Source organism: Pseudomonas sp. GW821-FHT01E10, assembly GCF_059422365.1.
The window spans coordinates 155,506-181,640 of the sequence record NZ_JBWKWT010000008.1 but is presented as its reverse complement, the minus strand read 5'-3'; the positions used below and the strand labels follow the sequence as shown (position 1 = coordinate 181,640).

At 59.7% G+C, this 26,135-nt stretch carries 23 protein-coding genes; 13 read left to right on the top strand and 10 right to left on the bottom strand.

The window, feature by feature from the left end:
• Positions 1-205 precede the first annotated feature (205 nt).
• Positions 206-1,504 (top strand): serine protein kinase PrkA, encoded by a 1,299-nt coding sequence (locus tag AC07V0_RS16680; RefSeq protein ID WP_018925099.1) that lies wholly within the window; start codon positions 206-208, stop codon positions 1,502-1,504.
• Positions 1,497-2,285 carry an MlaA family lipoprotein gene (locus AC07V0_RS16675; protein WP_086945842.1) on the top strand — a complete coding sequence of 263 codons (789 nt, stop codon included), beginning with the start codon at positions 1,497-1,499 and terminating at the stop codon, positions 2,283-2,285. Before AC07V0_RS16680 ends, AC07V0_RS16675 begins: the two co-directional genes overlap by 8 nt.
• 186 nt (positions 2,286-2,471) lie before the next feature.
• Here AC07V0_RS16675 and AC07V0_RS16670 read toward each other — a convergent pair whose 3' ends face one another.
• Positions 2,472-3,386, bottom strand: a complete 915-nt coding sequence (locus AC07V0_RS16670; RefSeq protein WP_086945843.1) for a DUF808 domain-containing protein — start codon at positions 3,384-3,386, stop codon at positions 2,472-2,474.
• 134 nt (positions 3,387-3,520) lie between these two features.
• On the opposite strand from AC07V0_RS16670, the gene AC07V0_RS16665 reads away from it, so the two are divergent.
• Entirely contained in the window at positions 3,521-4,126 is a 606-nt protein-coding gene (locus tag AC07V0_RS16665; RefSeq protein WP_007939160.1) for a TetR/AcrR family transcriptional regulator, read from the top strand.
• Positions 4,127-4,197: 71 nt separating this feature from the next.
• Here AC07V0_RS16665 and AC07V0_RS16660 read toward each other — a convergent pair whose 3' ends face one another.
• The 3 genes from AC07V0_RS16660 to kynU form a co-directional block, all read right to left on the bottom strand.
• Positions 4,198-5,607, bottom strand: coding sequence for an amino acid permease (locus AC07V0_RS16660; protein ID WP_019579615.1), 1,410 nt, complete (start codon positions 5,605-5,607; stop codon positions 4,198-4,200).
• A 74-nt stretch (positions 5,608-5,681) separates the two neighbouring features.
• A complete protein-coding gene (locus AC07V0_RS16655; RefSeq protein WP_086945844.1) occupies positions 5,682-6,995 on the bottom strand; it encodes an OprD family porin in 1,314 nt (437 codons plus the stop codon).
• A gap of 105 nt (positions 6,996-7,100) precedes the next feature.
• On the bottom strand, positions 7,101-8,351 hold the full coding sequence (gene kynU / locus AC07V0_RS16650; RefSeq protein WP_086945845.1) for a kynureninase: 1,251 nt from the start codon (positions 8,349-8,351) through the stop codon (positions 7,101-7,103).
• A 209-nt stretch (positions 8,352-8,560) separates the two neighbouring features.
• Between kynU and AC07V0_RS16645 the strand changes: the two genes are divergently transcribed.
• The gene (locus AC07V0_RS16645; RefSeq protein ID WP_007939165.1) at positions 8,561-9,034 is read left to right on the top strand and encodes an Lrp/AsnC family transcriptional regulator; all 474 of its coding nucleotides are present in this window, start codon (positions 8,561-8,563) and stop codon (positions 9,032-9,034) included.
• Between the two features lie 228 nt (positions 9,035-9,262).
• Here AC07V0_RS16645 and AC07V0_RS16640 read toward each other — a convergent pair whose 3' ends face one another.
• The 5 genes from AC07V0_RS16640 to AC07V0_RS16620 form a co-directional block, all read right to left on the bottom strand.
• Entirely contained in the window at positions 9,263-10,276 is a 1,014-nt protein-coding gene (locus AC07V0_RS16640; protein ID WP_081625693.1) for an AraC family transcriptional regulator, read from the bottom strand.
• Between the two features lie 22 nt (positions 10,277-10,298).
• Positions 10,299-11,702 carry an amino acid permease gene (locus tag AC07V0_RS16635; protein WP_086945846.1) on the bottom strand — a complete coding sequence of 468 codons (1,404 nt, stop codon included), beginning with the start codon at positions 11,700-11,702 and terminating at the stop codon, positions 10,299-10,301.
• A 98-nt stretch (positions 11,703-11,800) separates the two neighbouring features.
• Positions 11,801-12,655 carry a tryptophan 2,3-dioxygenase gene (kynA, locus tag AC07V0_RS16630; protein ID WP_086945847.1) on the bottom strand — a complete coding sequence of 285 codons (855 nt, stop codon included), beginning with the start codon at positions 12,653-12,655 and terminating at the stop codon, positions 11,801-11,803.
• Positions 12,652-13,317 carry an arylformamidase gene (kynB, locus tag AC07V0_RS16625; protein ID WP_026286331.1) on the bottom strand — a complete coding sequence of 222 codons (666 nt, stop codon included), beginning with the start codon at positions 13,315-13,317 and terminating at the stop codon, positions 12,652-12,654. The genes kynA and kynB overlap by 4 nt, the downstream gene beginning before the upstream one ends.
• Before the next feature lie 223 nt (positions 13,318-13,540).
• On the bottom strand, positions 13,541-13,981 hold the full coding sequence (locus AC07V0_RS16620; RefSeq protein WP_007939170.1) for a GlcG/HbpS family heme-binding protein: 441 nt from the start codon (positions 13,979-13,981) through the stop codon (positions 13,541-13,543).
• Positions 13,982-14,247: 266 nt separating this feature from the next.
• On the opposite strand from AC07V0_RS16620, the gene gcl reads away from it, so the two are divergent.
• The 8 genes from gcl to AC07V0_RS16580 all read left to right on the top strand — a co-directional run bounded on the left by gcl (position 14,248) and on the right by AC07V0_RS16580 (position 23,992).
• Entirely contained in the window at positions 14,248-16,023 is a 1,776-nt protein-coding gene (gcl, locus tag AC07V0_RS16615) for a glyoxylate carboligase (RefSeq protein ID WP_018925088.1), read from the top strand.
• 135 nt (positions 16,024-16,158) lie between these two features.
• Positions 16,159-16,941, top strand: a complete 783-nt coding sequence (hyi, locus tag AC07V0_RS16610) for a hydroxypyruvate isomerase (RefSeq protein ID WP_086945848.1) — start codon at positions 16,159-16,161, stop codon at positions 16,939-16,941.
• A 164-nt stretch (positions 16,942-17,105) separates the two neighbouring features.
• Entirely contained in the window at positions 17,106-17,999 is an 894-nt protein-coding gene (locus AC07V0_RS16605; RefSeq protein WP_018925086.1) for a 2-hydroxy-3-oxopropionate reductase, read from the top strand.
• Between the two features lie 223 nt (positions 18,000-18,222).
• Entirely contained in the window at positions 18,223-19,503 is a 1,281-nt protein-coding gene (locus tag AC07V0_RS16600) for a glycerate kinase type-2 family protein (RefSeq protein WP_086945849.1), read from the top strand.
• Positions 19,493-20,908, top strand: coding sequence for a pyruvate kinase (gene pyk, locus AC07V0_RS16595; RefSeq protein ID WP_019648133.1), 1,416 nt, complete (start codon positions 19,493-19,495; stop codon positions 20,906-20,908). Before AC07V0_RS16600 ends, pyk begins: the two co-directional genes overlap by 11 nt.
• Before the next feature lie 218 nt (positions 20,909-21,126).
• On the top strand, positions 21,127-22,041 hold the full coding sequence (locus AC07V0_RS16590) for an urea transporter (RefSeq protein WP_086945850.1): 915 nt from the start codon (positions 21,127-21,129) through the stop codon (positions 22,039-22,041).
• Between the two features lie 21 nt (positions 22,042-22,062).
• A complete protein-coding gene (locus AC07V0_RS16585) occupies positions 22,063-22,887 on the top strand; it encodes an ion transporter (RefSeq protein WP_064619420.1) in 825 nt (274 codons plus the stop codon).
• Between the two features lie 106 nt (positions 22,888-22,993).
• Entirely contained in the window at positions 22,994-23,992 is a 999-nt protein-coding gene (locus AC07V0_RS16580; protein WP_086945851.1) for a sulfate ABC transporter substrate-binding protein, read from the top strand.
• 57 nt (positions 23,993-24,049) lie between these two features.
• Here AC07V0_RS16580 and AC07V0_RS16575 read toward each other — a convergent pair whose 3' ends face one another.
• On the bottom strand, positions 24,050-24,682 hold the full coding sequence (locus AC07V0_RS16575) for a hypothetical protein (RefSeq protein ID WP_086945852.1): 633 nt from the start codon (positions 24,680-24,682) through the stop codon (positions 24,050-24,052).
• 235 nt (positions 24,683-24,917) lie between these two features.
• Between AC07V0_RS16575 and AC07V0_RS16570 the strand changes: the two genes are divergently transcribed.
• On the top strand, positions 24,918-26,123 hold the full coding sequence (locus AC07V0_RS16570; RefSeq protein WP_064619428.1) for an MFS transporter: 1,206 nt from the start codon (positions 24,918-24,920) through the stop codon (positions 26,121-26,123).
• Positions 26,124-26,135: the final 12 nt, after the last annotated feature.

Here is a 26,135-nt window from a genome sequence, read left to right as displayed (position 1 = left end):
CGAAATCGGCCGCCAGCTTAATCCCCCGCCCGTGGTAAGCAAATAACATCAATTAACTGTTCATGAAATAACGGCAAAGTGTATCGTCCCGCTACCGTTGCTCCGAAATCAGGCCTGTTTGCGGCCGATGCATGGCACTTTGGCCCAAATCCGATGGTCATAGCCTGCGAACTTCATTTGGCACCTTCCTCTAAGGGATCTAGTCATGCTCCGTTCCTTGCGCTTCGTCGCCCTGTTTGGCGGCTTGCTTTTAAGTGCGTCCGTACTGGCGGCCGATATTGACGCCGCCAGTTATGGCTACCCCCTGACCAACCCGTTCGAGGCGACCATCGCCACGACACCGCCCGACTTGCGCCCGGAATTGCCGCTGGATGAAGACATCAATCAGTCGGACCGCAGTGTCACGATGCGCCCGGAGCGTGAGTTCAATCTGCCGGACAACTTCTGGCCGGTGAAAAAACTCACCTATCGCATCGCCACGCAGGATCATGCCGCACCGTTGATCTTCCTGATCTCCGGCACCGGTGCACGCTATGACAGCACCCTCAACGAATACCTGAAAAAGCTCTATTACAAGGCCGGCTATCACGTGGTGCAGCTGTCGTCGCCCACCAGCTTCGACTTCATGAGCGCCGCCTCGCGCTTCGCCACCCCGGGCGTAACCAAGGAAGATGCCGAAGACATGTACCGGGTGATGCAGGCCGTGCGGGCGCAAAACCCGAAGCTGCCGGTCACCGATTATTTCCTGACCGGTTATAGCCTCGGCGCCCTGGATGCGGCTTTTGTTGCACACCTGGATGAAACCCGTCGCAGCTTCAACTTCAAAAAAGTCTTGCTGCTCAACCCGCCGGTCAACCTTTACACCTCGGTCACCAACCTGGACAAGCTGGTACAGACCGAGGTCAAGGGCATCAACAACACCACCACTTTCTATGAGCTGGTACTGGGGAAACTGACCCGCTACTTCCAGCAAAAGGGCTACATCGACCTCAACGACGCCCTGCTCTACGACTTCCAGCAGTCCAAGCAACACCTGAGCAACGAGCAGATGGCGATGCTGATCGGCACTTCGTTCCGTTTCTCGGCGGCGGACATCGCCTTTACCTCGGACCTGATCAACCGTCGCGGCCTGATCACGCCACCGAAATTCCCGATCACCGAAGGCACAACCCTCACGCCGTTCCTTAAGCGCGCGCTGCAGTGCGACTTCGACTGCTACATCACCGAGCAGGTCATCCCGATGTGGCGCGCCCGCACCGATGGTGGCAGCCTGCTGCAACTGATCGATCAGGTCAGCCTGTATGCACTGAAGGACTACCTGCACGACAGCCCGAAAATCGCCGTCATGCACAACGCCGACGACGTGATCCTCGGCCCTGGCGACCTGGGCTTTCTGCGCCGCACCTTTGGCGACCGTTTGACTGTTTATCCATTGGGCGGCCATTGCGGCAACCTCAACTATCGCGTCAACAGCGACGCCATGCTGGAGTTTTTCCGTGGCTAAATACTTCCTGCTGATCGCAGCGTTACTCTGTGCAGGCGTCGCCAATGCCGACAACAGCAAAGCCAACGCCCCAGTGGTGATCGATAAAGACGGCTTCAAGGAACCGCTGAGCAAACTCAAATTCAACCCGGGGCTGGACCAGCGCGAGTTCGAACGCTCATCGCTCAACGCACTGAACGTCTATGACCCGCTGGAAGAGTGGAACCGCCGCGTCTACCACTTCAACTACCGGTTCGACGAATGGGTGTTCCTGCCCGTGGTCAACGGCTATCGCTACGTCACCCCAAGTTTCCTGCGCACCGGCGTCAGCAACTTCTTCAACAACCTCGGTGATGTGCCGAACCTTTTGAACAGCCTGCTGCAATTCAAGGGGCAGCGCTCGCTGGACACCACCGCTCGCCTGCTGCTCAACACCACCATCGGTGTCGCCGGCCTGTGGGATCCGGCCACCGCCATGGGCCTGCCGCGCCGCAATGAAGACTTCGGCCAGACCCTGGGCTTCTACGGCGTACCGGGCGGCGCCTACCTGGTGCTGCCAATCCTCGGCCCGTCGAACCTGCGTGACACCGCAGGCCTGGCGGTCGACTACACCGGCGAATCGGCGATCAATTTCCTGAACGTGTCCGAAGTCAGTTCCAACCACCCGGAAATCTGGGTACTGCGCGGCATCGACAAGCGCTATCAGAACGGCTTCCGCTACGGGCAGATGAACACACCGTTCGAGTATGAAAAAGTGCGTTACGTGTATACCGAGGCGCGCAAGCTGCAGATCGCCGAGTAACTTCGTCGACAACAAAAAAAGGCCATTCGATTTGCGTCGAATGGCCTTTTTCATGCGCGGCGTATCAAACACCACCAATCACTGTAGGAGCGAGGCTTGCCCGCGAAGAACGATAACGCGGTCATTCAGTTCAACCGACGCGCTCCATTCGCGGGCAAGCCTCGCTCCTACGGGACTGACCAGGTTTCAGGCTTTCACTGTCTTCCAAACCCTGCTGACAGCCATTACCCCAATCAGCACCGCCGCCCCTGCCACAATCCCGGCCACTGCATTGAGCAACGTCGGCACGATAAACCCGGCCCCACCAGACGCTGCGGTGACACTTTCGATCCAGTGATGCACCACCGGCACGCCATGGGTCAGAATCCCGCCGCCGACCAGAAACATCGCCGCCGTGCCGATCACCGACAGACTTTTCATCATGTACGGCGCCGCGCGCAGAATCCCGTCGCCGATGCTTTTAGCCATCTGGCCCGGCTTCTGGGTCAGCCACAGGCCAAGGTCGTCGAGCTTGACGATGCCGGCCACCAGGCCATAGACGCCGATAGTCATGACGATGGCGATGCCCGAGAGCACGATCACTTGCTGGGTCAGTGAAGCGTCAGCCACCGTGCCTAACGTGATGGCGATGATTTCCGCTGACAAAATGAAATCGGTACGAATCGCCCCTTTGATCTTGTCCTTCTCGAACGCCACCAGATCGACTGCCGGGTTGGCCACGGCCTCGACCAGCTCTGCGTGTTCAGCCTGATCTTCGGCTTTGCTGTGCAGGAATTTGTGGGCGAGTTTTTCGAAGCCTTCGAAGCACAGGTAAGCGCCACCGACCATCAGCAACGGTGTGACCAGCCACGGAATGAACGCACTGATGGCCAACGCCGACGGCACCAGGATCAGCTTGTTGAGAAACGAGCCCTTGGCGACTGCCCATACCACCGGGATTTCCCGTTCCGCACGCACGCCGGAAACCTGCTGGGCGTTGAGCGCCAGATCGTCGCCCAGTACACCGGCGGTCTTCTTCGCGGCCATTTTGGTCATCAACGCTACATCGTCCAGTACGGTGGCGATGTCGTCGATCAGCACCAGCAAACTGCTTCCTGCCATGAATCGGGTTTCCTTCTTGAATGAATGGTGCGCAGCATAACGCGACCCGAGGCCACACGGGGCATTCTTGAGCGCCGCGCGAGGCCGGTGCTACCATGCGCAACCGCCAGAACAGGCAAGGAACCCCTTGGTTTATGAGCACTATCCGCGAGCGCAACAAAGAACTGATCCTGCGTGCCGCCAGTGAAGAATTTGCCGACAAGGGCTTCGCTGCGACCAAAACCAGTGACATCGCGGCCAAGGCCGGGCTGCCCAAGCCTAACGTCTACTACTACTTCAAATCCAAGGAAAACCTCTACCGCGAGGTCCTGGAAAGCATCATCGAGCCTATCCTGCAAGCCTCGACGCCGTTCAACGCCGACGGCGTGCCCAGCGAAGTGCTCAGTGGCTACATCCGCTCGAAAATCCGCATCTCCCGCGACCTGCCCTTCGCTTCCAAGGTGTTTGCCAGCGAAATCATGCACGGCGCCCCGCATTTGAGCCCCGACCTGGTCGAGCAGCTCAACGGCCAGGCCAGGCACAACATCGACTGCATCCAGACCTGGATCGACCGCGGCCAGATCGCCCCGATCGACCCCAACCACCTGATGTTCAGCATCTGGGCCGCGACCCAGACCTACGCCGATTTCGACTGGCAGATTTCTGCAGTGACCGGCAAGGCCAAGCTGGATGAGGCCGACTATGAAGCGGCGGCGCAGACAATTATCCGGTTGGTGCTCAAGGGATGTGAGCCGGACTGATAGCGGCCCAGGATCAATGCCGACTCGGCAGTCCATGAAAACTGCCGGTCGGGATTGCATGTTTGCGCCCTCTAAACCTTCGGCAGCGGATTCAACGCCACGGCTGCCCTGGGTTTTCTGAAGAAGATCCAGTAGACAATCGTGAGGATCAGCAGGAAAGGCACACCGAATACCAAGGTCATTTTGAAGGCATCGGTGAAGTAGGTGGTGATCATCACCGCGCCCATCAGCAGCAGCCCCAACAGCGTGGTGTACGGGAACAGGCGCATGCGAAAGGACAGTTTCCGTTCACCGTTGCGCTCGTGGTAGCGACGGAAACAGTAGTGGGTCAGGAAGATCATGAACCAGGTGAAGATCGCGCCGAACATCGAGATCGCCATCATCAAGGTGAAGGAGCTTTCCGGGTACAGCACATTGAGCAACGTTGCCAGGGCAATGCCGGAACTCGACAGCAACAAGGCATTCAGCGGGATTCCGGTCTTGCTCAACACCCCCATGGACTTGGGTGCATAACCGCCGCGGGACAGGCTGAACATCATGCGGGTGGTGATGTAGAGCTGACTGTTCATCGCCGACAACGCCGCAATCAGGATCACGAAATTCATCACGCCGGTTGCGCCGGGAATGCCGATGGTCTGCATGACGGTGACGAACGGGCTCTGCGCTTGACCGGCCTGGACCCACGGCACAATCGCCAGCATCAGGGCCAGGGTCAGCAGGTAGAACACCACCAGCCGCACGATGGTCGCACGAAAAGCCTTCTTCACCGCCCGCTCCGGGTCCTGCGCCTCGCCGGCGGCCACTGCGATCATTTCCACGCTCAGATAGCTGAAGATCGAGACGATCACCGCAATCCACATGCCTTGCAGACCATTGGGAAAGAAGCCGCCGTGGGCGGTGTAATTGTGCACGCCGTAATCCGCGTTGCCGGAACCGAACACCACATACACCGCGAGGATGATGAAGCCGACAATCGCACCGATCTTGATGGTCGAGAACCAGTACTCGAAGGTGCCGAAGGTTTTCACGCTGATGGCGTTGAGCACGATCAGCATGCTCGAGAACGAAACAATCCAGATCCATTCCGGTACGTTGGCGAACCAGTACTTCATGTACATCGCCACCGCCGTCACTTCCGTGCCCACTGCCAGCACAATCGCCGCCCAATAGGCATAGCGCACCAGGAACCCGGCCAATGGGCTGACATAGAATTCGGCATAGGCGCCGAACGAGCCGGAGGTCGAATGGGCCACCGTCATTTCCGCCAGACAGCCCATCAACAGCAGGGTGATGATCGCGCCAATCGCATAGCTGAGCAGCACGCTCGGCCCGGCATAACCAATGGCGTAGGCACTGCCCATGAACAGCCCGGTGCCAATCGCACCGCCAATGGCGATCATGCTCATCTGACCCGAGGTGAGCTGGCGCCTGAGGCCCTGCTCACGCTTGGAGATGTTTTCAAAACCGGCGTTATCGGTCATTTTTCTTTCCTCTGAATATTGTCTTTCTTGAAGAGAGCAAATCGTTTGGGTTGCCGGTGGGGATCATCCACGGATCAGAAAATATTCAGCGGATACTCGACGATCACCCGGACTTCGTTGTTGTCGGTGGTGTCCGCCCGGGCCACCTGGGCGGTGGAACGCACACTGGCCTGACGCACACGTATCGACAGGTCCTTGGCCTTGCCCTCCTGCACCACGTAGCGCGCTTCAAGGTCGCGTTCCCAGCGCTTGCCGTCACTGCCGTAACGTCCATAGGCACCATTGGGGCCGCCGTCGTAGTGGCTGTCGTCGATATGGTCACCGCTCACATAGCGCGACATGAAGCTCAGGCCCGGCACGCCAAAGGGCGCCATGTCCAGGTCATAACGCAGCTGCCAGGAACGCTCATTGGGCGCGTTGAAGTCGAGGATCTGTACCGAGTTGGCAAGGAATACCGAGGTGCCCGGCTGCTGATCGAAGCCGAGATAATCGAACGGTTCATCGCCATCGACCCGTTGGTAGGCCAGGGTCAAGCGGTGCGCGCCCACCTTGTACGCGGCGGCCAGCGACCAGGTAGTGTTGTCGATCTTGCCGGCCAGGCGTTGGCCATAGTCGTTGGTGCGATAGAGGTTGAAATCCAGGTTCAGCGACTGGTTTCCGCTCAGGGCATAGCTGTAGTTGGCGTTGGCGTAGTGCTGCCGCCAGATATCAGCGAACTGCGAACCGTACAGGCTGACGCTCAATTGATCGCTCAGGGCATAACTGCCGCCCAGATAATCGACGCTACGGGTTTCCACCCCGGCATACAGCGCCTTGAGGGCGCCATCGTCGTTGGTCGACGCACTGTCATTGCCCGAGGTGAAGTGCCCGGCATCGAGTTGCAGTCCTTTCAACTCGTTGCTGGTCAGCTGGAAACCATTGGCGTAGGTGGTGAACAGGCGCGCCGAGCCGGTGCCGAACACCGGGTTGAGCGGTGTCAGATTGCCGTATTTGAGTTCGGTCTTCGAGATCCGCGCCTTGAGCGCGCCACCCGCTTCGGAATACTCATCCTCGGCGCGTCCATCGGAACCGACCGGCAACAAACCGGTGCCGGTACGCCCCCTGCCGCTGTCGAGCTTGAGACCCAACTGCGCGTAGGCGTCGACTCCGAAACCCACTGTGCCCTGGGTATAGCCGGAACGATAATCGAGCATAAGTCCGTGGGCCCACTCCTCCCGATAGTTCTGGCCGCCCGGGTTGTTGAGGTTGTTGCGGTAGAAATAGAAATTGCGATGGGTCAGGGTCAGGCTGCTGTCTTCAACGAATCCATTGTCGGGTGCGGCATGGGCCACTTGGCCGAGACAGCTGGTAATGGCGAGCGGCAAGGCGGGCCAAAGGGACAATTTCATTCTGCGTGTTCCTTATTATTGTGTTTTCACAGAAGTGCTTATCGGAGGCGACCGAAGCCCTGCTGCCGGGAAATTCGCGGCAGCAGGACAAAGGCTCGGGGGGTATCAGGTGACGCTGTGGCGGATCTGGAATTGTTCTTGCGACCAGGTTTTCTGATCAAGTATTTCGCCGAGGATCTGCACCGCATCCCAGACCTCGGTGAAGCGGGTGTACAGCGGGGTGAAGCCGAACCGCATGATCCGCGGCTCGCGGTAGTCGCCGATCACGCCACGGGCGATCAAGGCCTGGATCACCGCATAACCTTGGGGATGTTCGAAACTGACATGGCTGCCACGCTTGGCGTGTTCGCGTGGAGTGACCAGGGTCAGCTCGTGAGCGGCGCAGCGCTGCTCGACCAACTGGATGAACAGGTCCGTCAGCGCCAGGGACTTGCTGCGCAGGCTGGCCATGTCGGTCTGGGCGAAGACATCCAGACCACACTCGATCATCGCCAATGAAGTGATGGGCTGGGTGCCGCACAAATAGCGGGCGATTCCGCTGCTCGGCTGGTAATGCGACTCCATGGCGAACTGCCGCGAATGACCGAACCAGCCGGACAGCGGTTGCGCCACCAGATCGCACAACTCAGGGGAAACCCAGACGAAAGCTTGCGAGCCCGGACCGCCATTGAGGTACTTGTAGGTGCAACCGATGGCGTAGTCGGCGCGCGCCTGATGCAGGTCGACCGGCACCGCCCCGGCGGAATGCGCCAGGTCCCAGATGGCCAGCGCGCCGCATTCATGGGTCAGCGCGGTCAGGGCCTGCATGTCGTGCATGTAGCCGGTCTTGTAGTTGACGTGGGTGAGCATGACCACCGCGGTGTCCTGGTCAATCGCTTGCGCCAGCTCTTGCGGGCTGTCGACCAGACGCAGGCTGTAGCCCTGCTGCAGCATGTCCGCCAGACCTTCGGCGATATACAGGTCAGTCGGAAAGTTGCTGGTCTCGCTGACGATCACCCGCCGCGTCGGTGCCCGCGTGGCCTGCACGCGCAGGGCGGCGCTGAGTACCTTGAACAGGTTGATCGAGGTGGTGTCGGTCACCACCACTTCGCCGTCACCGGCGCCAATCAGCCCCGCCAGTCGATTGCCCAGACGCTCAGGCAAATCGCGCCAGCCAGCGCTGTTCCAACTGCGGATCAGGCCATTGCCCCATTCATCGGCGATCACTGCCTGAGCACGCGCCAGCGCTGCGACCGGGCGCGCGCCGAGGGAGTTGCCGTCGAGATAGATCACCCCTTCGGGGAGCGCAAACTGCTGACGCAGAGGGGCCAGAGCGTCCTGCGCATCAAGCGTCAGACAATCGTTTCTTGTAGTCATTGGGTGTCCTGCTTTTTGAAAGAAGTGCCGTCCGGGCAGATCGCAATAGTCGGGTGTGGGTGTCGTGTTTCAGGCGTTATTTGCGCCTTCACGATGAGGAAATAATGAACGAAGCTTTAGAGAATTTTCGTGCAAAGTAAGCAGCCATCTAGTATTTATCTCGTAGAAAATTCGAATCCAACGCCAAATATCGAGGATTTATTCTAGCCATGACTCTCGACCCGACAGACCTGCGGATCCTGCATCTCTTGCAACGAGATGGCCGTATCAGCAACCACGAAATGGCAGAGAAGGTCGCACTGTCGCCGTCGGCCTGTTTGCGCCGTTTACGCTTGCTGGAAAGTGAAGGAATCATCACTGGCTATCGCGCGATGCTGAACGCAGAGAAGCTGGGAGTCGAACTGGAAGCCATCGTCCATGTGTCATTGCGACAGGACGTCGAGGACTGGCACGAGACCTTCATCAAGAAGGTCCAGTTGTGGCCGGAAGTGGTCACCGCCTACGTGATTACCGGGGCGAGCAACTATGTGCTGCGGGTCCAGGCGCGCAACGTCAAACACTTCTCCGACTTCATCGTCAACCAACTGAACCGCACGGCGGGGGTGACTGATATCCGCTCGGAAATCGTGTTGCAGAAAATCAAGGAGCGGGAGACGTTGCTTGATTTGGTGGTGCGTAAGTGAGCGCCAGTTAATGGATATCGATGATCAGGTGATCAATTGTGGCGAGGGAGCTTGCTCCCGCTGGAGCGCGAAGCGGTCCTGAAATTCGCAACCGAGGTTTGTCAGAGATCCCCCATCCGCAGGCTTTAGGGCTGCTTCGCAGCCCAGCGGGAGCAAGCTCCCTCGCCACAAATAGAGCTTCATCAGGCTGCTGTCGCAGATCTGATTCAATTCTGGACACCGGGATATTCAGCCCCCGCGCATGCGCCGGGCTTCGTTACGCTGCAAGGTCGTGCTGGGGGACTCGTCGAACAACTTGCGGTATTCGGCGGAAAAACGTCCCAAATGCGTAAAGCCCCAGCCCATGGCAATCGCAGAAATATTGCGCGCCGAGCCGTGTTCGAGGATTTCCTGGCGCACAGCGTTCAACCGGTACTTTTTCAGGTAGACCATCGGCGACAGGGCGAAGTACTTCTTGAACGCCTCGCACAGCTTGAAACGCGAGACCCCGGCCGCGACCTCGATATCCTCCAGGTGCAAGGCTTCGCGAGCATTGTCGTGAATGTATTGCTTGGCCCTGATCAGGTAGTGCGGCAGTTTCACGCCGAGCACGTTGCGCAATTCTTCGGAGTAGTTGTTCGGCTGGGCGAGGATCAAGCCTTTGATCAATGAGCTTTCGATGTCCCGAGTGAAGACCACCTGTTCGTACAGTTCATTGCTGCGTTCCAGCTCCGCGATGAAATAACGCGCCATGCGCCACCACGAGGCCGACGCGCCGTCCACCGCATCCATCACCGGCTCGAAACGCAGCGGCGTATCCAACGGTCGCTGCAGCATGCCCTCCAGCGACTCGCTCATGGCGACGCGGGTGATCACCACCTGAACTTTGCGGCAGTCGCCGGAGATCGCCAGCATCTGGTTCTCGTTCGGGGAAATGATCACCCCTTGATCGCGGTTGGATTTCGACACGCTGCCATTCTTGCTCAGCTCCTGCTCGCCCACCAAAGGCAAACTCAGGCTGTAACTGCTGAAGTGCTCGGCGTCTTCGATATCGATGGTGACATCGGTGCCGTACGAGAGCGTGCCCAGGGTCGTGGCCATCGACTTGAACACATTGGCGCTGTGATGAAAGCGGATCCGCTCGGGCGTCGAAGTCTGGAGGCGGTGCGGCCCGCAGATACCAGACATCCAGCTCCTTGCACCCTCGAGGTCATAGTGATCGATACGAATGTCGCGAAACTGCGGATCAGCGTTGCTACTCATCACGGCGCACCCACGGCAAAGGCTATTGAACTATCGGCAAGGCCCGATCCTTGGCCATACGCATCCGGTAAAAACCGAAGATGATCAACACCCACACCGGTATGGCGAAGACTGAAGCGCGTATCCCTGGAATCATCAGCATGACGCAGACGATCATGGCCATGAAGGCCAGGCACAGGTAATTACTGTAAGGGAACCAGAACGCCTTGAAGCCCGGCACGATACCTCGCTGGCCCATGATTTTGCGAAATTTCAGGTGCGTCAGGCTGATCATCGCCCAGTTGATCATCAGCGATGCGACCACCAGTGCAAAGAGCAACTCAAGCGCTTGATGCGGGGCGAGGTAGTTAACCAGCACGGACAGCATGGTGATCAACGCAGATACGCCCAGCGCCAGTAGAGGCACGCCCTGCTTGTTCAGTTTCATCAGCGCCTTGGGTGCGTCGCCCTGTTCGGCCAGGCCATAGAGCATGCGGCTGTTGCAGTAGACGCCACTGTTATAGACAGAGAGCGCTGCGGTGAGCACCACGAAATTGAGGATGTGCGCTGCGGTGTCGCTGCCGATCAAGGAGAAGATCTGCACGAACGGGCTGCCGCTATAGGCATCGCCCGAAGCGCCCAGTGTCTGTAGCAGTTGATCCCACGGATACAGCGACAACAACACGGTGAGTGCGCCGACGTAGAAGATCAGCACGCGATAAACCACCTGGTTGATCGCCTTGGGAATCACCTTACCCGGCTCGCTGGCTTCAGCGGCGGTGATGCCGACCAGTTCCAGGCCGCCGAAGGAGAACATGATGAACGCCATGGACATCAGCAACCCAGTGGTGCCGTTGGGAAAGAAGCCGCCGTGACTCCACAGATTGCTGACCGAGGCCTGCGGGCCGCCCGTTCCGCTGAACAACATGTAGCAGCCCAGGACGATCATGCCAATGATCGCGACGACCTTGATGATTGCGAACCAGAACTCCATTTCGCCGAAGACTTTGACGTTCATCATATTGATCAAATTGACCAGGACGAAGAACACTGCCGCGCTGACCCAGGAGGGGACTTCCGGCCACCAGAACTGCACGTACTTGCCGACAGCCGTCAACTCGGCCATGCCCACCAGCACATACAGCACCCAGTAGTTCCAGCCGGACAGAAAGCCGGCATAGCCGCCCCAGTACTTGTGGGCAAAATGACTGAAGGAGCCGGCCACCGGTTCCTCGACAATCATCTCGCCCAGCTGGCGCATGATCAGAAAGGCGATGAAGCCGGCAATCGCATAGCCGAGGATCATCGACGGCCCGGCCGATTTGAGTACTCCGGCAGAGCCGAGAAACAACCCGGTCCCTATCGCTCCGCCCAATGCGATCAGCTGAATATGACGATTTTTCAGCCCTCGCTTGAGCTCGCCTTGCCTCAAGATTTCATCCGCCATCTGGTTACCTTTTAATTGTTATGGTCAGGCATGGTTTGAATGCGTCAATTTACTCAATTGCCGCTCGGTTTAAGCGTTCAAACATCATTCTCGGTAAATTAAAGAGTTGAGCGCACTCGCCACAACTCCGGGAACAACACGGTATCGAGCATCTTGCGCAGATAACCGACACCTTCTGTGCCACCGGTCCCTGGTTGAAAGCCGATGATCCGCTCGACCGTGGTCACATGCCGGAAGCGCCATTGACGGAACGAGTCCTCAAGGTCGATGAGTTTCTCCGCCAGCTGATAGAGATCCCAATAACGCGAAGGGTCAGTGTAGACCTCGCGCCAGGCGGCTTCGACCGACGCGTCATGCGCCGTCGGACTGCTCGGATCGCGCTCGAAACGCTGTGGGTCGATGGTCAAGCCTGCGCTGGCCATCAAGCGAATCGCCTCGTCATACAGCGACGGTGTGGCGATCGCCTTTTCAAGCGCCTGCAACAGTTCCGGCCGATGCGCGTGGGGGCGCAACAGGGTCGCGCTTTTGTTGCCCAGAATGAATTCGATCTCGCGGTACTGGAACGACTGAAAGCCCGATGACTGCCCCAGAAACGGCCGTATCGCGTGGTACTCGGTGGGTGTCATGGTGGCCAGCACCGTCCAGGCATGCACCAGTTGATCAAAAATCCGCGAGACCCGCGCCAGCATCTTGAACGCGGGCGGCAACTCTCCCTGTCGAATGTGTTCACGAGCGGCTTTGAGCTCGTGCAGCATCAGCTTCATCCACAGCTCTGACGTCTGATGCTGGATGATGAACAGCATCTCGTTATGGTCCGGAGATAACGGGTGCTGTGCGCTGAGAATGCGCCCCAGATCCAGGTAGTCGCCGTAGCTCATGGAGTCGGAAAAATTCAGCTCGGCGTTATGCCATTCTTCCGTCTGGTTTGCAGGTGAATAGGGGCATTGGCTCATTGAGTCGGCTCCTCAAGTTGCGGTTTATTCAGTGGACGCAAAATTGCCCTGACCGGACTGGCGTCCAGATGGGCAAAACGCAGCGGCAGCGCGATCAATTCATAGTCCCCTTCCGGGACGTCATCGAGCACGATGCCCTCGAGGATGGCCATGCCATGTCGGGCTACGGCATTGTGCGAATCCATGGTTTTGGATTGCTGAGGGTCCAGCGACGGCGTATCGATACCGATCAAGCGCACACCGAGGTTCGCCAGCAGGTCGACGGTTTCTTTGGCGACGGCGGTGAAATCCGGATCCCAGGCGCTCAATGGCGCTTGTTGCCAGGTGCGCAGCAGCACCCGTTCAGGCAGGTCTTGCAAGCGACCTTCAAGCTGCTCGGGGTGTACCAGCCGGCCGCTATTCAGGCAATGCAGCACACGGCAAGGCCCCATATAGACATCGAGCGACACATCGCCAATGGCCACTCCATCAGCGCTGTAATGCAGCGGCGCGTCGACATGGGCCCCCGTGTGAGGCGACAGGGTGATACGCCCGACATTCACCGGACACTCGGGTCCGAACGTCCAAACGCGCTCTTCCTGGAAAGGTGTGTCACCCGGCCAGGTAGGTGTAGCGGTGCTCAGAGGCGGGCTGATATCCCACCACGACAGTGTTGTTTTCATTGTAAAGCTCTCGGCCTGTTCCGAGAGAATGATACGAGTGATACCTATGAATTTTCTTGCGAAAATATTCGGCAACAGCCAAATGTTTCGCACAAAATTCTAAAAATCCGGAATTTACCGGATGGAAATTTCAACGGAGAAAGCAGGCAGCTAAAAAGCTGTTTTCGTCCGCAAGGCACTTTCGCGAGCAAGCTCGCGAAAGCGGTAAATCAGGCGCCGAAGATCAACCAGCCACCCCCGCATCCGCCTTCAACCCCTGCCCCTCGATCGCGCGGATCGCACATTGCTCATCGACATCTGACAGATCACCGCTGATGCCCACCGCTCCCAACACAGTCCCGTCCTGATCCCGAACCAACACGCCGCCGGGTACCGGGACGACGCTGCCCTGCCCCAGACTATTCAGCGCGGCGAAGAAGGCCGGGCGTTGTTGGGCGTCCTGTGCCAGCAGGCGTGAGCCCTTGCCCAGGGCAATCGCGCCCCAGGCCTTGCCGATGGCGATCTGCGGACGCAGCAGGCTGGCGCCGTCTTCCCGTTGCAGCGTTATCAGGTGCCCGCCGGCATCCAGTACTGCAACGGTCAATGGCGCGGCAGAGATCGCCCGCCCCGCGGTGATGGCCTGATCGGCCAGGTTGACTGCGACTTTCAAGGTTAAAGCGCTCATGGTGCCGTCCTCATTTTGTTATAGGGAAAGCCGTTGGATTGCTTTGTGTTGCGCAATCCGATGCAACAAATAGAACACAATGAATTATTTTTTTGTATACAATAATTTTCGAAAAGCGCGACATGCGACGAAAAGCCACAGTTATTTGGGCTTCCGACGAATGAAACAGCCGCTTGAGAAAATGGATTGACCTGCGCCGTCCGCCGTGAATACACTCTGCGCAAAGCCACTTGTATACAATTACAAAACGTAAGAGGCACAAAACCATGAGCAAAATGAGAGCAATCGAAGCCGCCGTTCTGGTGATGCGCCGCGAAGGGGTCGATACCGCTTTTGGCATCCCGGGCGCCGCGATCAACCCGCTGTACTCCGCCTTGCAGAAGGTCGGTGGCATCGATCACGTCCTCGCTCGCCACGTTGAAGGCGCCTCGCACATGGCCGAGGGTTACACCCGCACCAAGGCCGGCAACATCGGCGTGTGCATCGGCACATCGGGACCTGCCGGTACTGACATGGTCACCGGGCTCTACAGCGCTTCGGCCGACTCGATCCCGATCCTGTGCATCACCGGGCAAGCACCGCGGGCCCGTATGCACAAGGAAGACTTCCAGGCCGTCGACATCACCAGCATAGTCAAGCCGGTCACCAAGTGGGCGACCACGGTTCTGGAGCCGGGCCAGGTGCCTTACGCGTTCCAGAAAGCCTTCTATGAGATGCGTTCCGGCCGTCCGGGCCCGGTGCTGATCGACCTGCCGTTCGACGTGCAGATGGCCGAAATCGAATTCGACATCGACGCCTACCAGCCGCTGCCATTGGCCAAGCCGAGCGCGACCCGCGTGCAGGTGGAAAAAGCCCTGGCCATGCTCGACCAGGCTGAACGCCCATTGCTGGTGGCCGGTGGCGGCATCATCAATGCCGACGCCAGCGAGTTGCTGGTGGAGTTCGCCGAGCTGACCGGTATTCCGGTCATCCCGACCCTGATGGGCTGGGGCACCATCCCGGACGATCACCCGCTGATGGTCGGCATGGTCGGCCTGCAAACCTCGCACCGTTATGGCAACGCCACGATGCTGAAGTCCGACGTGGTGCTGGGTGTCGGTAACCGCTGGGCCAACCGTCACACCGGTTCGGTCGACGTTTACACCGAAGGCCGCAAATTCATTCACGTCGACATCGAACCGACCCAGATCGGCCGCGTGTTCACCCCGGACCTGGGCATCGTGTCCGACGCCGCTGCCGCGTTGACCGTGTTCATCGAAGTCGCTCGCGAGTGGCAAGCCGCCGGCAAACTGAAAAACCGCAGCGCCTGGCTGCAAGACTGTCAGCAGCGCAAAGCCAGCCTGCAGCGCAAGACTCACTTCGACAACGTGCCGGTCAAGCCGCAGCGCGTTTACGAAGAGATGAACCAGGTGTTCGGCAAGGACACCTGCTACGTCAGCACCATCGGTCTGTCGCAGATTGCCGGCGCGCAGTTCCTGCACGTCTACAAACCGCGTCACTGGATCAACTGCGGCCAGGCCGGCCCGTTGGGCTGGACCATTCCGGCCGCGCTCGGCGTGGTCAAGGCCGATCCGACCCGCAAGGTGGTGGCGCTCTCGGGCGACTACGACTTCCAGTTCATGATCGAAGAACTGGCGGTGGGCGCGCAGTTCAAGCTGCCGTACATCCACGTCGTGGTGAACAACTCGTACCTGGGGCTGATCCGTCAGGCGCAGCGCGGTTTCGACATGGACTACTGCGTGCAGCTGTCCTTCGACAACCTCAACGCTCCAGAGCTCAACGGCTACGGTGTCGACCATGTCGCGGTCGCCGAAGGCCTGGGTTGCAAGGCCCTGCGGGTATTCGAACCGGGCCAGATCCAGCCTGCCCTGCGCAAGGCTCAGGAGATGATCGAAGAGTTCAAGGTGCCGGTAATCGTCGAGATCATTCTGGAGCGCGTGACCAACATTTCCATGGGCACCGAAATCAACGCCGTCAACGAATTCGAAGACCTGGCGCTGGTCGGCAACGATGCGCCAACGGCGATTTCGCTGCTCGATTAACTGCTGATCGTTCCCCTGTGGGAGCCGGCTTGCTGGCGATGGCGATGTGTCAATCACATCAATGTCGATTGATACACCTCCATCGCCAGCAAGCCGGCTCCCACAGGAGGCCTCACACATATACGGGAGACCACCATGCCGCGTTTCGCAGCCAACCTGTCCATGCTGTTCACCGAGCAGGATTTTCTTGCCCGTTTCGACGCTGCCGCCAAGGCCGGCTTCAGTGGTGTCGAATACCTGTTCCCCTATGACTTCAGCTCTGCCGAAATCAAGGCCAGGCTCGATGCCAACGGTCTGACCCAGGTGCTGTTCAACCTGCCGGCCGGTGACTGGGCCAAGGGCGAACGCGGTATCGCGTGCCTGCCGGATCGGGTCGAAGAGTTCCGCGCCGGTGTCGATCTGGCCATTGCCTACGCCCAAGTGCTGGGCAACACCCAGGTCAACTGCCTGGCCGGTATTCGTCCACAAGGCGTCGACGAGGCCACCGTGGAAAAAACCTTCGTCGCCAACCTCAAGTACGCGGCCGACAAGCTGCAAGCGGCGGGCATCAAACTGGTGATGGAAGCGATCAACACCCGCGACACTCCGGGCTTCTACCTGAACAACACGGCGCAAGCCCTGTCGATTCGCGAACAGGTCGGCAGCGCCAACCTGTTCCTGCAATACGACATCTATCACATGCAAATCATGGAGGGCGACCTGGCCCGCACCATGGCCGCGCACCTGGACGAGATCAACCACGTGCAATTGGCAGACAACCCAGGGCGCAACGAACCGGGCACAGGTGAAATCAACTACCGCTTCCTGTTCGAACATCTGGACCGCATCGGTTATCAGGGTTGGGTCGGCTGTGAATACAAGCCGCTGACCACGACTGAAGCGGGCCTGGGCTGGTTGAAAACCCATAACGCTGTTTGATCCGGCACCGTGTCATCGTTCTTCGCGGGCAAGTCGGATCGCCGCACCGCTCGCTCCTACAGGGGCCTGGGTTGTCTGTAGGAGCGAGGCTTGCCCGCGAAGGCGTCCTCGCTGCCACCCCACGAATTTTGCGAATAGAGCAATAAAAACAAGAGGATTTTCTCATGGCTAAAATCGGATTTATCGGCACCGGCATCATGGGCCACCCAATGGCGTTGAACCTGCAGAAAGCCGGTCACAGCCTGTTCCTGTCGGCGCACCACGACGCCGCCCCTGCCGATCTGCTGGCTGCTGGCGCCGTTGCGCTGGCCAACCCGAAAGAAGTCGCCCAGGAAGCCGAATTCATCATCGTCATGGTGCCGGATACCCCGCAGGTCGATGACGTGCTGTTCCGCGCCGACGGTGTTGCGGCGGGTGTCAGCAAGGGCAAAGTCGTGATCGACATGAGCTCGATCTCGCCGACCGCCACCAAAACCTTCGCCGCCAAAATCAACGAGAAAGGCGCGCAATACCTCGACGCACCGGTTTCCGGCGGTGAAGTCGGCGCCAAGGCTGCGACCCTGAGCATCATGGTCGGTGGTGAGGCCGATGCCTTCGAACGCGCCCTGCCGCTGTTCCAGGCCATGGGCAAGAACATCACCCTGGTCGGTGGCAACGGCGACGGGCAAACCGCGAAAGTGGCGAACCAGATCATCGTCGCGCTGAACATCCAGGCCGTGGCCGAAGCGCTGCTGTTCGCCTCGAAAAACGGTGCCGACCCAGCGAAAGTGCGTGAAGCGCTGATGGGTGGTTTCGCCTCGTCGAAGATCCTGGAAGTTCACGGCGAGCGCATGATCAAGGGCACCTTCGACCCGGGCTTCCGCATCAGCCTGCACCAGAAGGACCTGAACCTGGCCCTGGCCGGTGCGCGCGAGCTGAACATCAACCTGCCGAACACCGCCAATACCCAACAGGTGTTCAGCACCTGTGCGGCCATCGGTGGCAGCAACTGGGATCACTCGGCGCTGATCAAGGGCCTGGAACACATGGCGAATTTCTCGATTCGCGACAAGAAGTAAGCCCTGCCCCAAACCGCATCAAACCTGCAGGAGCGAGCCTGTGGCGAGGGGGCTTGCCCCCGTTTGAGTGCGTAGCACTCACAAGATCTTCAGTGCATCACAGATTTTGGGGCTGCTTCGCAACCCAACGGGGCGGTGCGGCGTTCCGACAAGCCCCCTCGCCACAGAGTCGCTCCCACAGGGTCCGCGACAAACCCAATAACAAGAATTCCGGGAGCCCGCCATGTCGGTCAATCCGCAACAATTGCTGCGCGAGCTGTTTGCCACAGCCGTCGACGCGGCCCATCCGCAGCATGTCCTTGAAGCCCATTTGCCAACCGACCGCAGCGGTCGGGTGATCGTCATCGGCGCCGGTAAAGCCGCCGCAGCCATGGCCCAGGTGGTCGAACGCTGCTGGCAGGGTGAAGTGTCTGGCCTGGTGGTGACCCGCTACGGCCACGGTGCCCCGTGCGAAAAAATCGAAGTGGTCGAAGCCGCGCACCCGGTGCCGGATGCTGCCGGTCTGGCCGTCGCGAAACGGGTTCTGGAACTGGTCAGCGACCTGAGCGAAGACGACCGCGTGATCTTCCTGCTCTCGGGCGGTGGCTCTGCCCTGCTCGCCTTGCCCGCCGCCGGCATCACCCTCGCCGACAAGCAATCGATCAACAAAGCGCTGCTCAAATCCGGCGCGACCATTGGCGAGATGAACTGCGTGCGCAAGCACCTCTCGGCGATCAAGGGTGGGCGTCTGGGCAAAGCCTGCTGGCCCGCCACGGTTTACACCTATGCGATTTCCGATGTGCCGGGCGACCTCGCCACCGTCATCGCCTCCGGCCCCACCGTGGCCGACCCGAGCACCTCGGCTGAAGCGTTGGCGATCCTCAAGCGTTATGCCATCGAAGTCCCGGCCTCGGTGCGCACCTGGCTGCAAAGTCCCGAGTCGGAGACGGTCAAACCTGGCGATCCGAGCCTGGCCCGCAGTCATTTCCAATTGATCGCCCGCCCACAGCAGTCACTGGAAGCGGCGGCGGTGAAAGCCCGTCAGGCGGGTTTCAGCCCGTTGATTCTCGGCGACCTGGAAGGTGAATCCCGGGAAGTGGCGAAGGTCCACGCCGGCATTGCGCGGCAGATCGTCCAGCACGGCCAGCCGCTGGCGGCGCCGTGCGTGATTCTGTCCGGCGGCGAAACCACCGTCACCGTGCGCGGCAATGGCCGTGGCGGGCGCAACGCCGAATTCCTGTTGAGCCTGACCGACAGCCTCAAAGGCCTGCCCGGCGTCTACGCCCTGGCCGGTGACACCGACGGCATCGACGGCTCCGAAGACAACGCCGGCGCCATCATGACTCCGGACAGCTATGCCCGTGCCGCCGCCCTCGGCCTCACTGCCTGCGATGAGCTGGACAATAACAATGGCTATGGCTACTTCGCGGCGCTCGATGCACTGATCGTCACCGAGCCGACCCGTACCAACGTCAACGACTTCCGCGCCATTCTGATTCTCGAGAGCCCTAAACATGACGCCTGACAAGAAGGTCAAAATCCTCGCCACCCTCGGCCCGGCCACCGACGGGATCGACGATATCCGTGAACTGGTGCGCGCCGGGGTCAATATCTTTCGCCTGAACTTCAGCCACGGCGATCACGCCGACCATGCGCAGCGCTATCAGTGGATTCGTGAAGTCGAGCGCCAGCTGAATTATCCGCTGGGGATTCTGATGGACCTGCAAGGTCCGAAACTGCGGGTCGGCAAATTCGCCCAGGGCAAAGTGCAGCTGTATCGCGGCCAGGCGCTGCGCCTGGATCTGGATGCAACGCCGGGGGACGAGCGCCGGGTCAACCTGCCCCACCCGGAAATCATCGCCGCGCTGGAGCCCGGCATGGACCTGCTGCTGGATGACGGTAAGTTGCGTCTGCGAGTGGTGACCAAGTACGCCGACGCCATCGACACCACGGTGCTCAACGGCGGCGAGCTGTCGGACCGCAAAGGCGTCAACGTGCCGCAAGCGGTGCTCGACCTGAGCCCGCTGACCGCCAAGGACCGCCGTGATTTGAGCTTCGGTCTGGAGCTGGGGGTGGACTGGGTCGCGCTGTCGTTCGTGCAACGCCCGGAAGACATCCGCGAAGCCCGCGCGCTGATCGGCGACAAAGCGTTCTTGATGGCCAAGATCGAGAAGCCATCGGCCGTGACTCAGCTGCGGGAAATCGCTGAATTGAGCGATGCGATCATGGTCGCTCGCGGTGATCTGGGCGTGGAAGTGCCGGCCGAAAGCGTGCCGCAGATTCAGAAAAACATCATCGGCACCTGCCGCCAACTCGGCAAACCGGTGGTGGTGGCGACGCAGATGCTGGAGTCGATGCGCTTCTCCCCGGCCCCGACCCGCGCCGAAGTCACCGACGTCGCCAACGCGGTGGCCGAAGGCGCGGATGCGGTGATGCTGTCGGCGGAAACCGCGTCTGGCGAGTACCCGCTGGAAGCCGTGCAGATGATGAGCAAGATCATCCGCCAGGTGGAAAACGGCCCGGATTATCAGACCCAACTGGACGTGAGCCGGCCAAAAGCCGAGGCCACGGTGTCGGACGCGATCAGTTGCGCGATCCGCCGCATCAGCAACGTGCTGCCGGTGGCGGTGCTGGTGAACTACAGCGAGTCCGGCACTTCGAGCCTGCGGGCCGCACGGGAGCGGCCGACGGTGCCGATCCTCAACCTGACGCCAAACCTGCAAACCGCCCGGCGATTGACGGTGGCGTGGGGCGTGCACTCGGTGGTCAACGATCGACTGCGACAGGTGGATGAAGTGTGCTCGACGGCGCTGGAAATCGCCCAGGCTCAGGGGATGGCTCAGCGCGGGGATACGCTGCTGATTACCGCGGGCGTGCCCTTTGGGCAGCCGGGGTCAACCAATTCGTTGCGCATCGAGACATTGCTCTAAAGAACTCCCCCTGTAAGAGCTACCCCGGTAAGAACTACCCCTGTGGCGAGGGAGCTCGCTCCCGCTCGGCTGCGAAGCAGTCGTCGCTTTGGCATGACGGTTTCAACAGAAAGACCGCATTGCTGATTTCAGGGCTGCTCCGCAGCCCAGCGGGAGCAAGCTCCCTCGCCACAGGTTTGTGCAAGACCCTGGATTTTCCTCTGCCCTAGACCCCACCCATGCCTGCCAACCACTTCAACACCCACTGCCCCGACTGGGCGACCGCCCTGCTTAACGGCTTCAGCCAGATCTTTCTCCAGCGCCATCCGCTGAGCGGGCTGTTGTGTCTGTTAGCGATTCTTTTCACCGCGCCCGCTCTGCTCGGCGGTGCGCTGCTGGGCGGTGTCGCCGGGTTGCTTACCGCGCAACGTCGCGGGTATGCCAAGGCGGATCGTCAGGCCGGGCTGTTCAGTTACAACGGTATTTTGCTCGGCCTGCTGCTGAGCCTGTATTTCCCATGGTCAGCACTGTTGCCACCGCTGATCATCGCCTGCGGCGGCCTGAGTGCGATGTTCACTCAGCAATGGCTCAAAGGTGCTCGCGATCATCGATGTCTACCGGCGTACACCGCACCCTTCGTTGGGTTGAGCTGGTTATTGCTCGGCTTTGCCGCACCACAGCAACCCGCGCCGCTGATCGAACTGAACACCCTCAACCTGCTCGCTGCCGAATTGAAAGGCCTGGGGCAAGTCATGTTTCTCGGCCATCCCCTGGCCGGCGCGCTGATTGCCGCCGGATTACTGATCGCCGATCGCCACGCCTTTGTCTGGGCGCTGCTGGGCTCCGCTGCCGGCCTCGGATTTGCCCTTCTGCATGGCGAAACTTCAAATGCCTTGCAGGGTTTGAGCGGTTACAACGCGGTACTCGCCGCCCTCGCCTTCAGCCCGCAACGCCGCCAACCCTGGCTGCCGCTGCTCGGCATTCTGCTCGCGGTATTGCTCACGCCGGGGTTCGCCGCACTGGGCCTGGCAACGCTGACCGCGCCGTTCATTCTTGCCTGCTGGCTGATTCGCGCTGGCATTCGGGTGTTGCGTCAGTCCGCCATGGACAGCGCACCTTGCGCTAGCGGGGAGAATCACCCTAGGCTGCGCTGATTCTCGATTCAGGCGTTATCCATGGACAGCAGCAAAAACTGGCGTGAAGAGCTTTACGTCATGATCTTCCAGACCGACACCCGGGCCGGTCGGCGCTTCGACAGCATCTTGTTGTTGATCATCCTCGCCAGCCTGGTGATCGTGGTTCTGGACAGTATCGACAGCGTTCACCAGAACTACGCCGACGTGCTGGCGTACATCGAATGGGGCTTCACCGTCATTTTCGTCATCGAATACGGCCTGCGCCTGTATTGCTCGCCCAAGCCGCTGCGCTACGCGTTCAGCTTCTATGGACTGGTGGATTTGCTCGCGATCGTGCCGGGTATCCTCGCGCTGTATTACAGCGATGCGCAGTACCTGCTGATCATCCGGATCATACGAATGCTGCGGATTTTCCGCGTCCTCAAGCTCAGCCCGTATCTGAAACAAGCCAACTATTTGATGTCGGCGTTGCGCGGCAGCAAGCAGAAAATCGTCGTATTTCTGCTCAGCGTCAGCACCCTGGTGACGGTGTTCGGCACCTTGATGTACGTGATCGAAGGCCCGGAGCACGGCTTCACCAGCATCCCCAAAGGGATCTATTGGGCTATCGTGACGCTGACCACCGTGGGTTTTGGCGACATCGTGCCCAAGACGCCGCTGGGCCAGGTGATTTCATCCCTGGTGATGATCACCGGTTACTCGATCATCGCTGTGCCGACGGGGATCTTTACCGCGGAACTGGCCAACGCCATGCGCGGTGATCAACTGCAACACGATTGCCCGGTCTGCAAGAAAAACAGCCACGAGCACAGCGCGGCGTTCTGCTCTCGTTGTGGCAATGCGTTGTTCAAGAAAATGGAATAAGCAAAGTGTTTTTTAATCTTTAAGCGACTATGCGAGTCCGGCTATAGTCGCTGGCAAATTGCCAATAATCTCCATCGAACACGTTTGATAAAACAAGGAATGCGCAGTGAAAAAACTCTTTGGCGCCTCACTTCTGGCCGCTGGCCTGGCCTTGAGCAGCCTGGCTCAGGCCGCACCGACCCTGCTTAACGTTTCCTACGACGTGATGCGAGATTTCTACAAGGACTACAACGCTGCCTTCCAGAAACACTGGCAAGCCGAGCACAACGAAAACATCACGCTGCAGATGTCCTTCGGCGGCTCCAGCAAACAGGCGCGCTCGGTGATCGATGGCCTGCCGGCTGACGTCATCACCATGAACATGGCCACCGACATCAACGCCCTGGCGGACAACGGCAAACTGGTCCCGGACAACTGGGTCACACGCCTGCCGAACAACAGCGCGCCGTTCACTTCGGCCACCGTATTCATCGTGCGCAAAGGTAACCCGAAAGCCCTGAAAGACTGGCCGGACCTGCTCAAGGACGGCGTGCAGGTGATCGTCCCCAACCCGAAAACCTCGGGCAACGGCCGCTACACCTACCTCTCGGCCTGGGGCTATGTGCTGAAAAATGGCGGTGACGAAAACAAGGCAAAAGCCTTCGTCGGCAAACTGTTCAAACAAGCGCCGGTGCTGGATACCGGTGGCCGCGCCGCCACGACTACGTTCATGACCAACCAGATCGGCGACGTGCTGGTGACCTTCGAAAACGAAGCGGAAATGATTGCTCGCGAGTTTGGTCGTGATCAGTTCGAAGTGATTTACCCAAGTGTTTCCGCCGAAGCCGAGCCGCCGGTGTCGGTGGTCGACAAAACCGTCGACAAGAAAGGCACTCGCGCGGCGGCCGAGGAGTATCTGAAATACCTGTGGTCGCCGGAAGGTCAGGAAATTGCGGCTGCCAACTACCTGCGTCCGCGTGACCCGGCGGTGCTGGCGAAATACACCGATCGCTTCCCGAAAGTGGATTTCCTGTCGGTGGAGAAGACCTTTGGTGACTGGCGCACCGTGCAGAAGACTCACTTCAATGATGGTGGGGTTTTCGACCAGATTTACAACGGCCAGTAATCACTGAGTTCAATGAAAGAGGCGACCTGTGAAGGTCGCCTTTTTTGTGGGATACCGTTACATCGGCGGCGTCACACCGTCCTTGCCGGCCGAGATGGATTGAGCGGTCAATGTCCCGTCGGCACTCTGGGTCACAAACGTCACGATCTTCACCCCCACCTTCAACAAGCTGCGATCCCCCGGCACCAGATTGACGATCGGCACATCCTCCGGCACCAGAATCGTCTGTTGGCCGCCCTTGTAATTGACGGTCAGAACCCGGCCGTTGCTGACCACCAGATCGCCTACGCTGCCATTGGTCATGCTGCTGCCCTTGACCAGATCAAAAGGCCGATGGCCGTCGCCGCTGCCGGCCAGTTCCGGCGGGAAGACGTGGACTTCCAGCGCCTTGAGCGTGCCATCCTCCTGCGGCACGGCAGCCGAGCCGATGTAGCTGCCGGGCTTGATGTCTTCGATATTGGCCAGGGTGACAGCGCGGATTTTGGTGTCCTTGGTCAGGTGGATCAGCACGTTTTCGCCGCTGTTGACATGGACCTTCATGACGTCGGCGCTGATGCCGGTGATCTCGCCGCGCACGCCAATGCGCATTCCCGGCGGCACATCGGCGGCCTGGGCAAGACCTGCCGTGAACAAACTGATCAAGGTAACAACGCAAGCGCCGCGAATCAGGTGACGGAACATCGCATTCATATCGAAGTACCTTCCGGTTTATGGAGCGCAGGAGAACATAAGCACGCTATCGAAGAGGATGTCAGTGAATGTATCATCGGATCCCACTGTTTGGACGCATGGTTCATCGCCAGACAGCGCATACCGGCGTTACTCATTCCGCAAAAGAATGATTACTATCAATCCAAACCCTCTTCCGCCGCTCTAGCCAGCCGATTAGCCTCTGCGCATTCCTTCTTGTTCAGCGAGCCATGTTATGAATCCAGCGACTCAGGCGCCCCACGGTGCCGCGACAATGACCCGGGGCATGGTGCTGCTTTTCGCCTTCTGCTGCGGCGCGATCGTCGCCAACATCTACTACGCCCAGCCGATCATCGGCCTGATCGCGCCGGACATCGGCCTGACCGACACCATGGCCAGCCTGATCGTTTCGCTGACGCAGATTGGTTATGCGCTGGGCCTGTTCTTCCTGGTACCGCTGGGTGATCTGCTGGAGAACCGTCGCTTGATGATCATCACCACCGTGGTGGCGATTGCCAGTTTGCTGGGCGCGGCGTTCACCGATCAGCCGAACGTGTTTCTGCTGATTTCGTTGCTGGTGGGTTTCAGCTCGGTGTCGGTACAGATCCTGATTCCGCTGGCCGCCCACCTGACGCCGGAAGCGTCGCGCGGCCGCGTGGTTGGCGGGATCATGGGCGGTCTGCTGCTGGGGATTCTGCTGGCCCGGCCGGTGTCCAGCGTAGTGGCCGACCACTTCGGCTGGCGCGCTATGTTCGTCATTGCCGCAGTTTTGATGGCTGCAATCAGCATCGTACTGGCCCTGACGGTGCCCAAGCGCCAGCCTGATCACAGCGCCTCTTATGGCCAGTTACTGGGCTCGCTCTGGACGCTGCTGCGCCAGCAACCGGTGTTGCGTCAACGGGCGTTTTATCAGGGTTGCATGTTCGCTACGTTCAGCCTGTTCTGGACCGCCGTGCCGCTGGAACTGGCGCGCAATCATGGCTTGTCGCAAACCCAGATCGCGATCTTCGCCCTGGTCGGAGCCATCGGCGCGATTGCCGCACCCATCGCTGGTCGACTGGCCGATGCCGGCCACACCCGCCTCGCCTCGCTGCTGGCGATGCTGTTCGCCAGCCTGAGCTTCCTGCCGGCCTTCATCCACCCGGCCTACAGCGTCATCGGCCTGGCCGTGACCGGCGTGGTACTGGATTTCTGCGTGCAAATGAACATGGTCCTCGGCCAGCGTGCGGTCTACACCCTCGACGCCAAGAGCCGCGGCCGTCTGAATGCGCTGTACATGACCAGCATCTTCATCGGCGGCGCGTTCGGCTCATCAGTGGCCAGTGCGGTGTACGAACACGGTGGCTGGTTGTGGATCGTGATTGTCGGCAGCGTGTTTCCGCTGCTGGCGTTGTTGCGGTTTTTGAGTGCTTCGGAGAAGCCGGCACTGGCGACGGCGTAACAACGTTAGAAA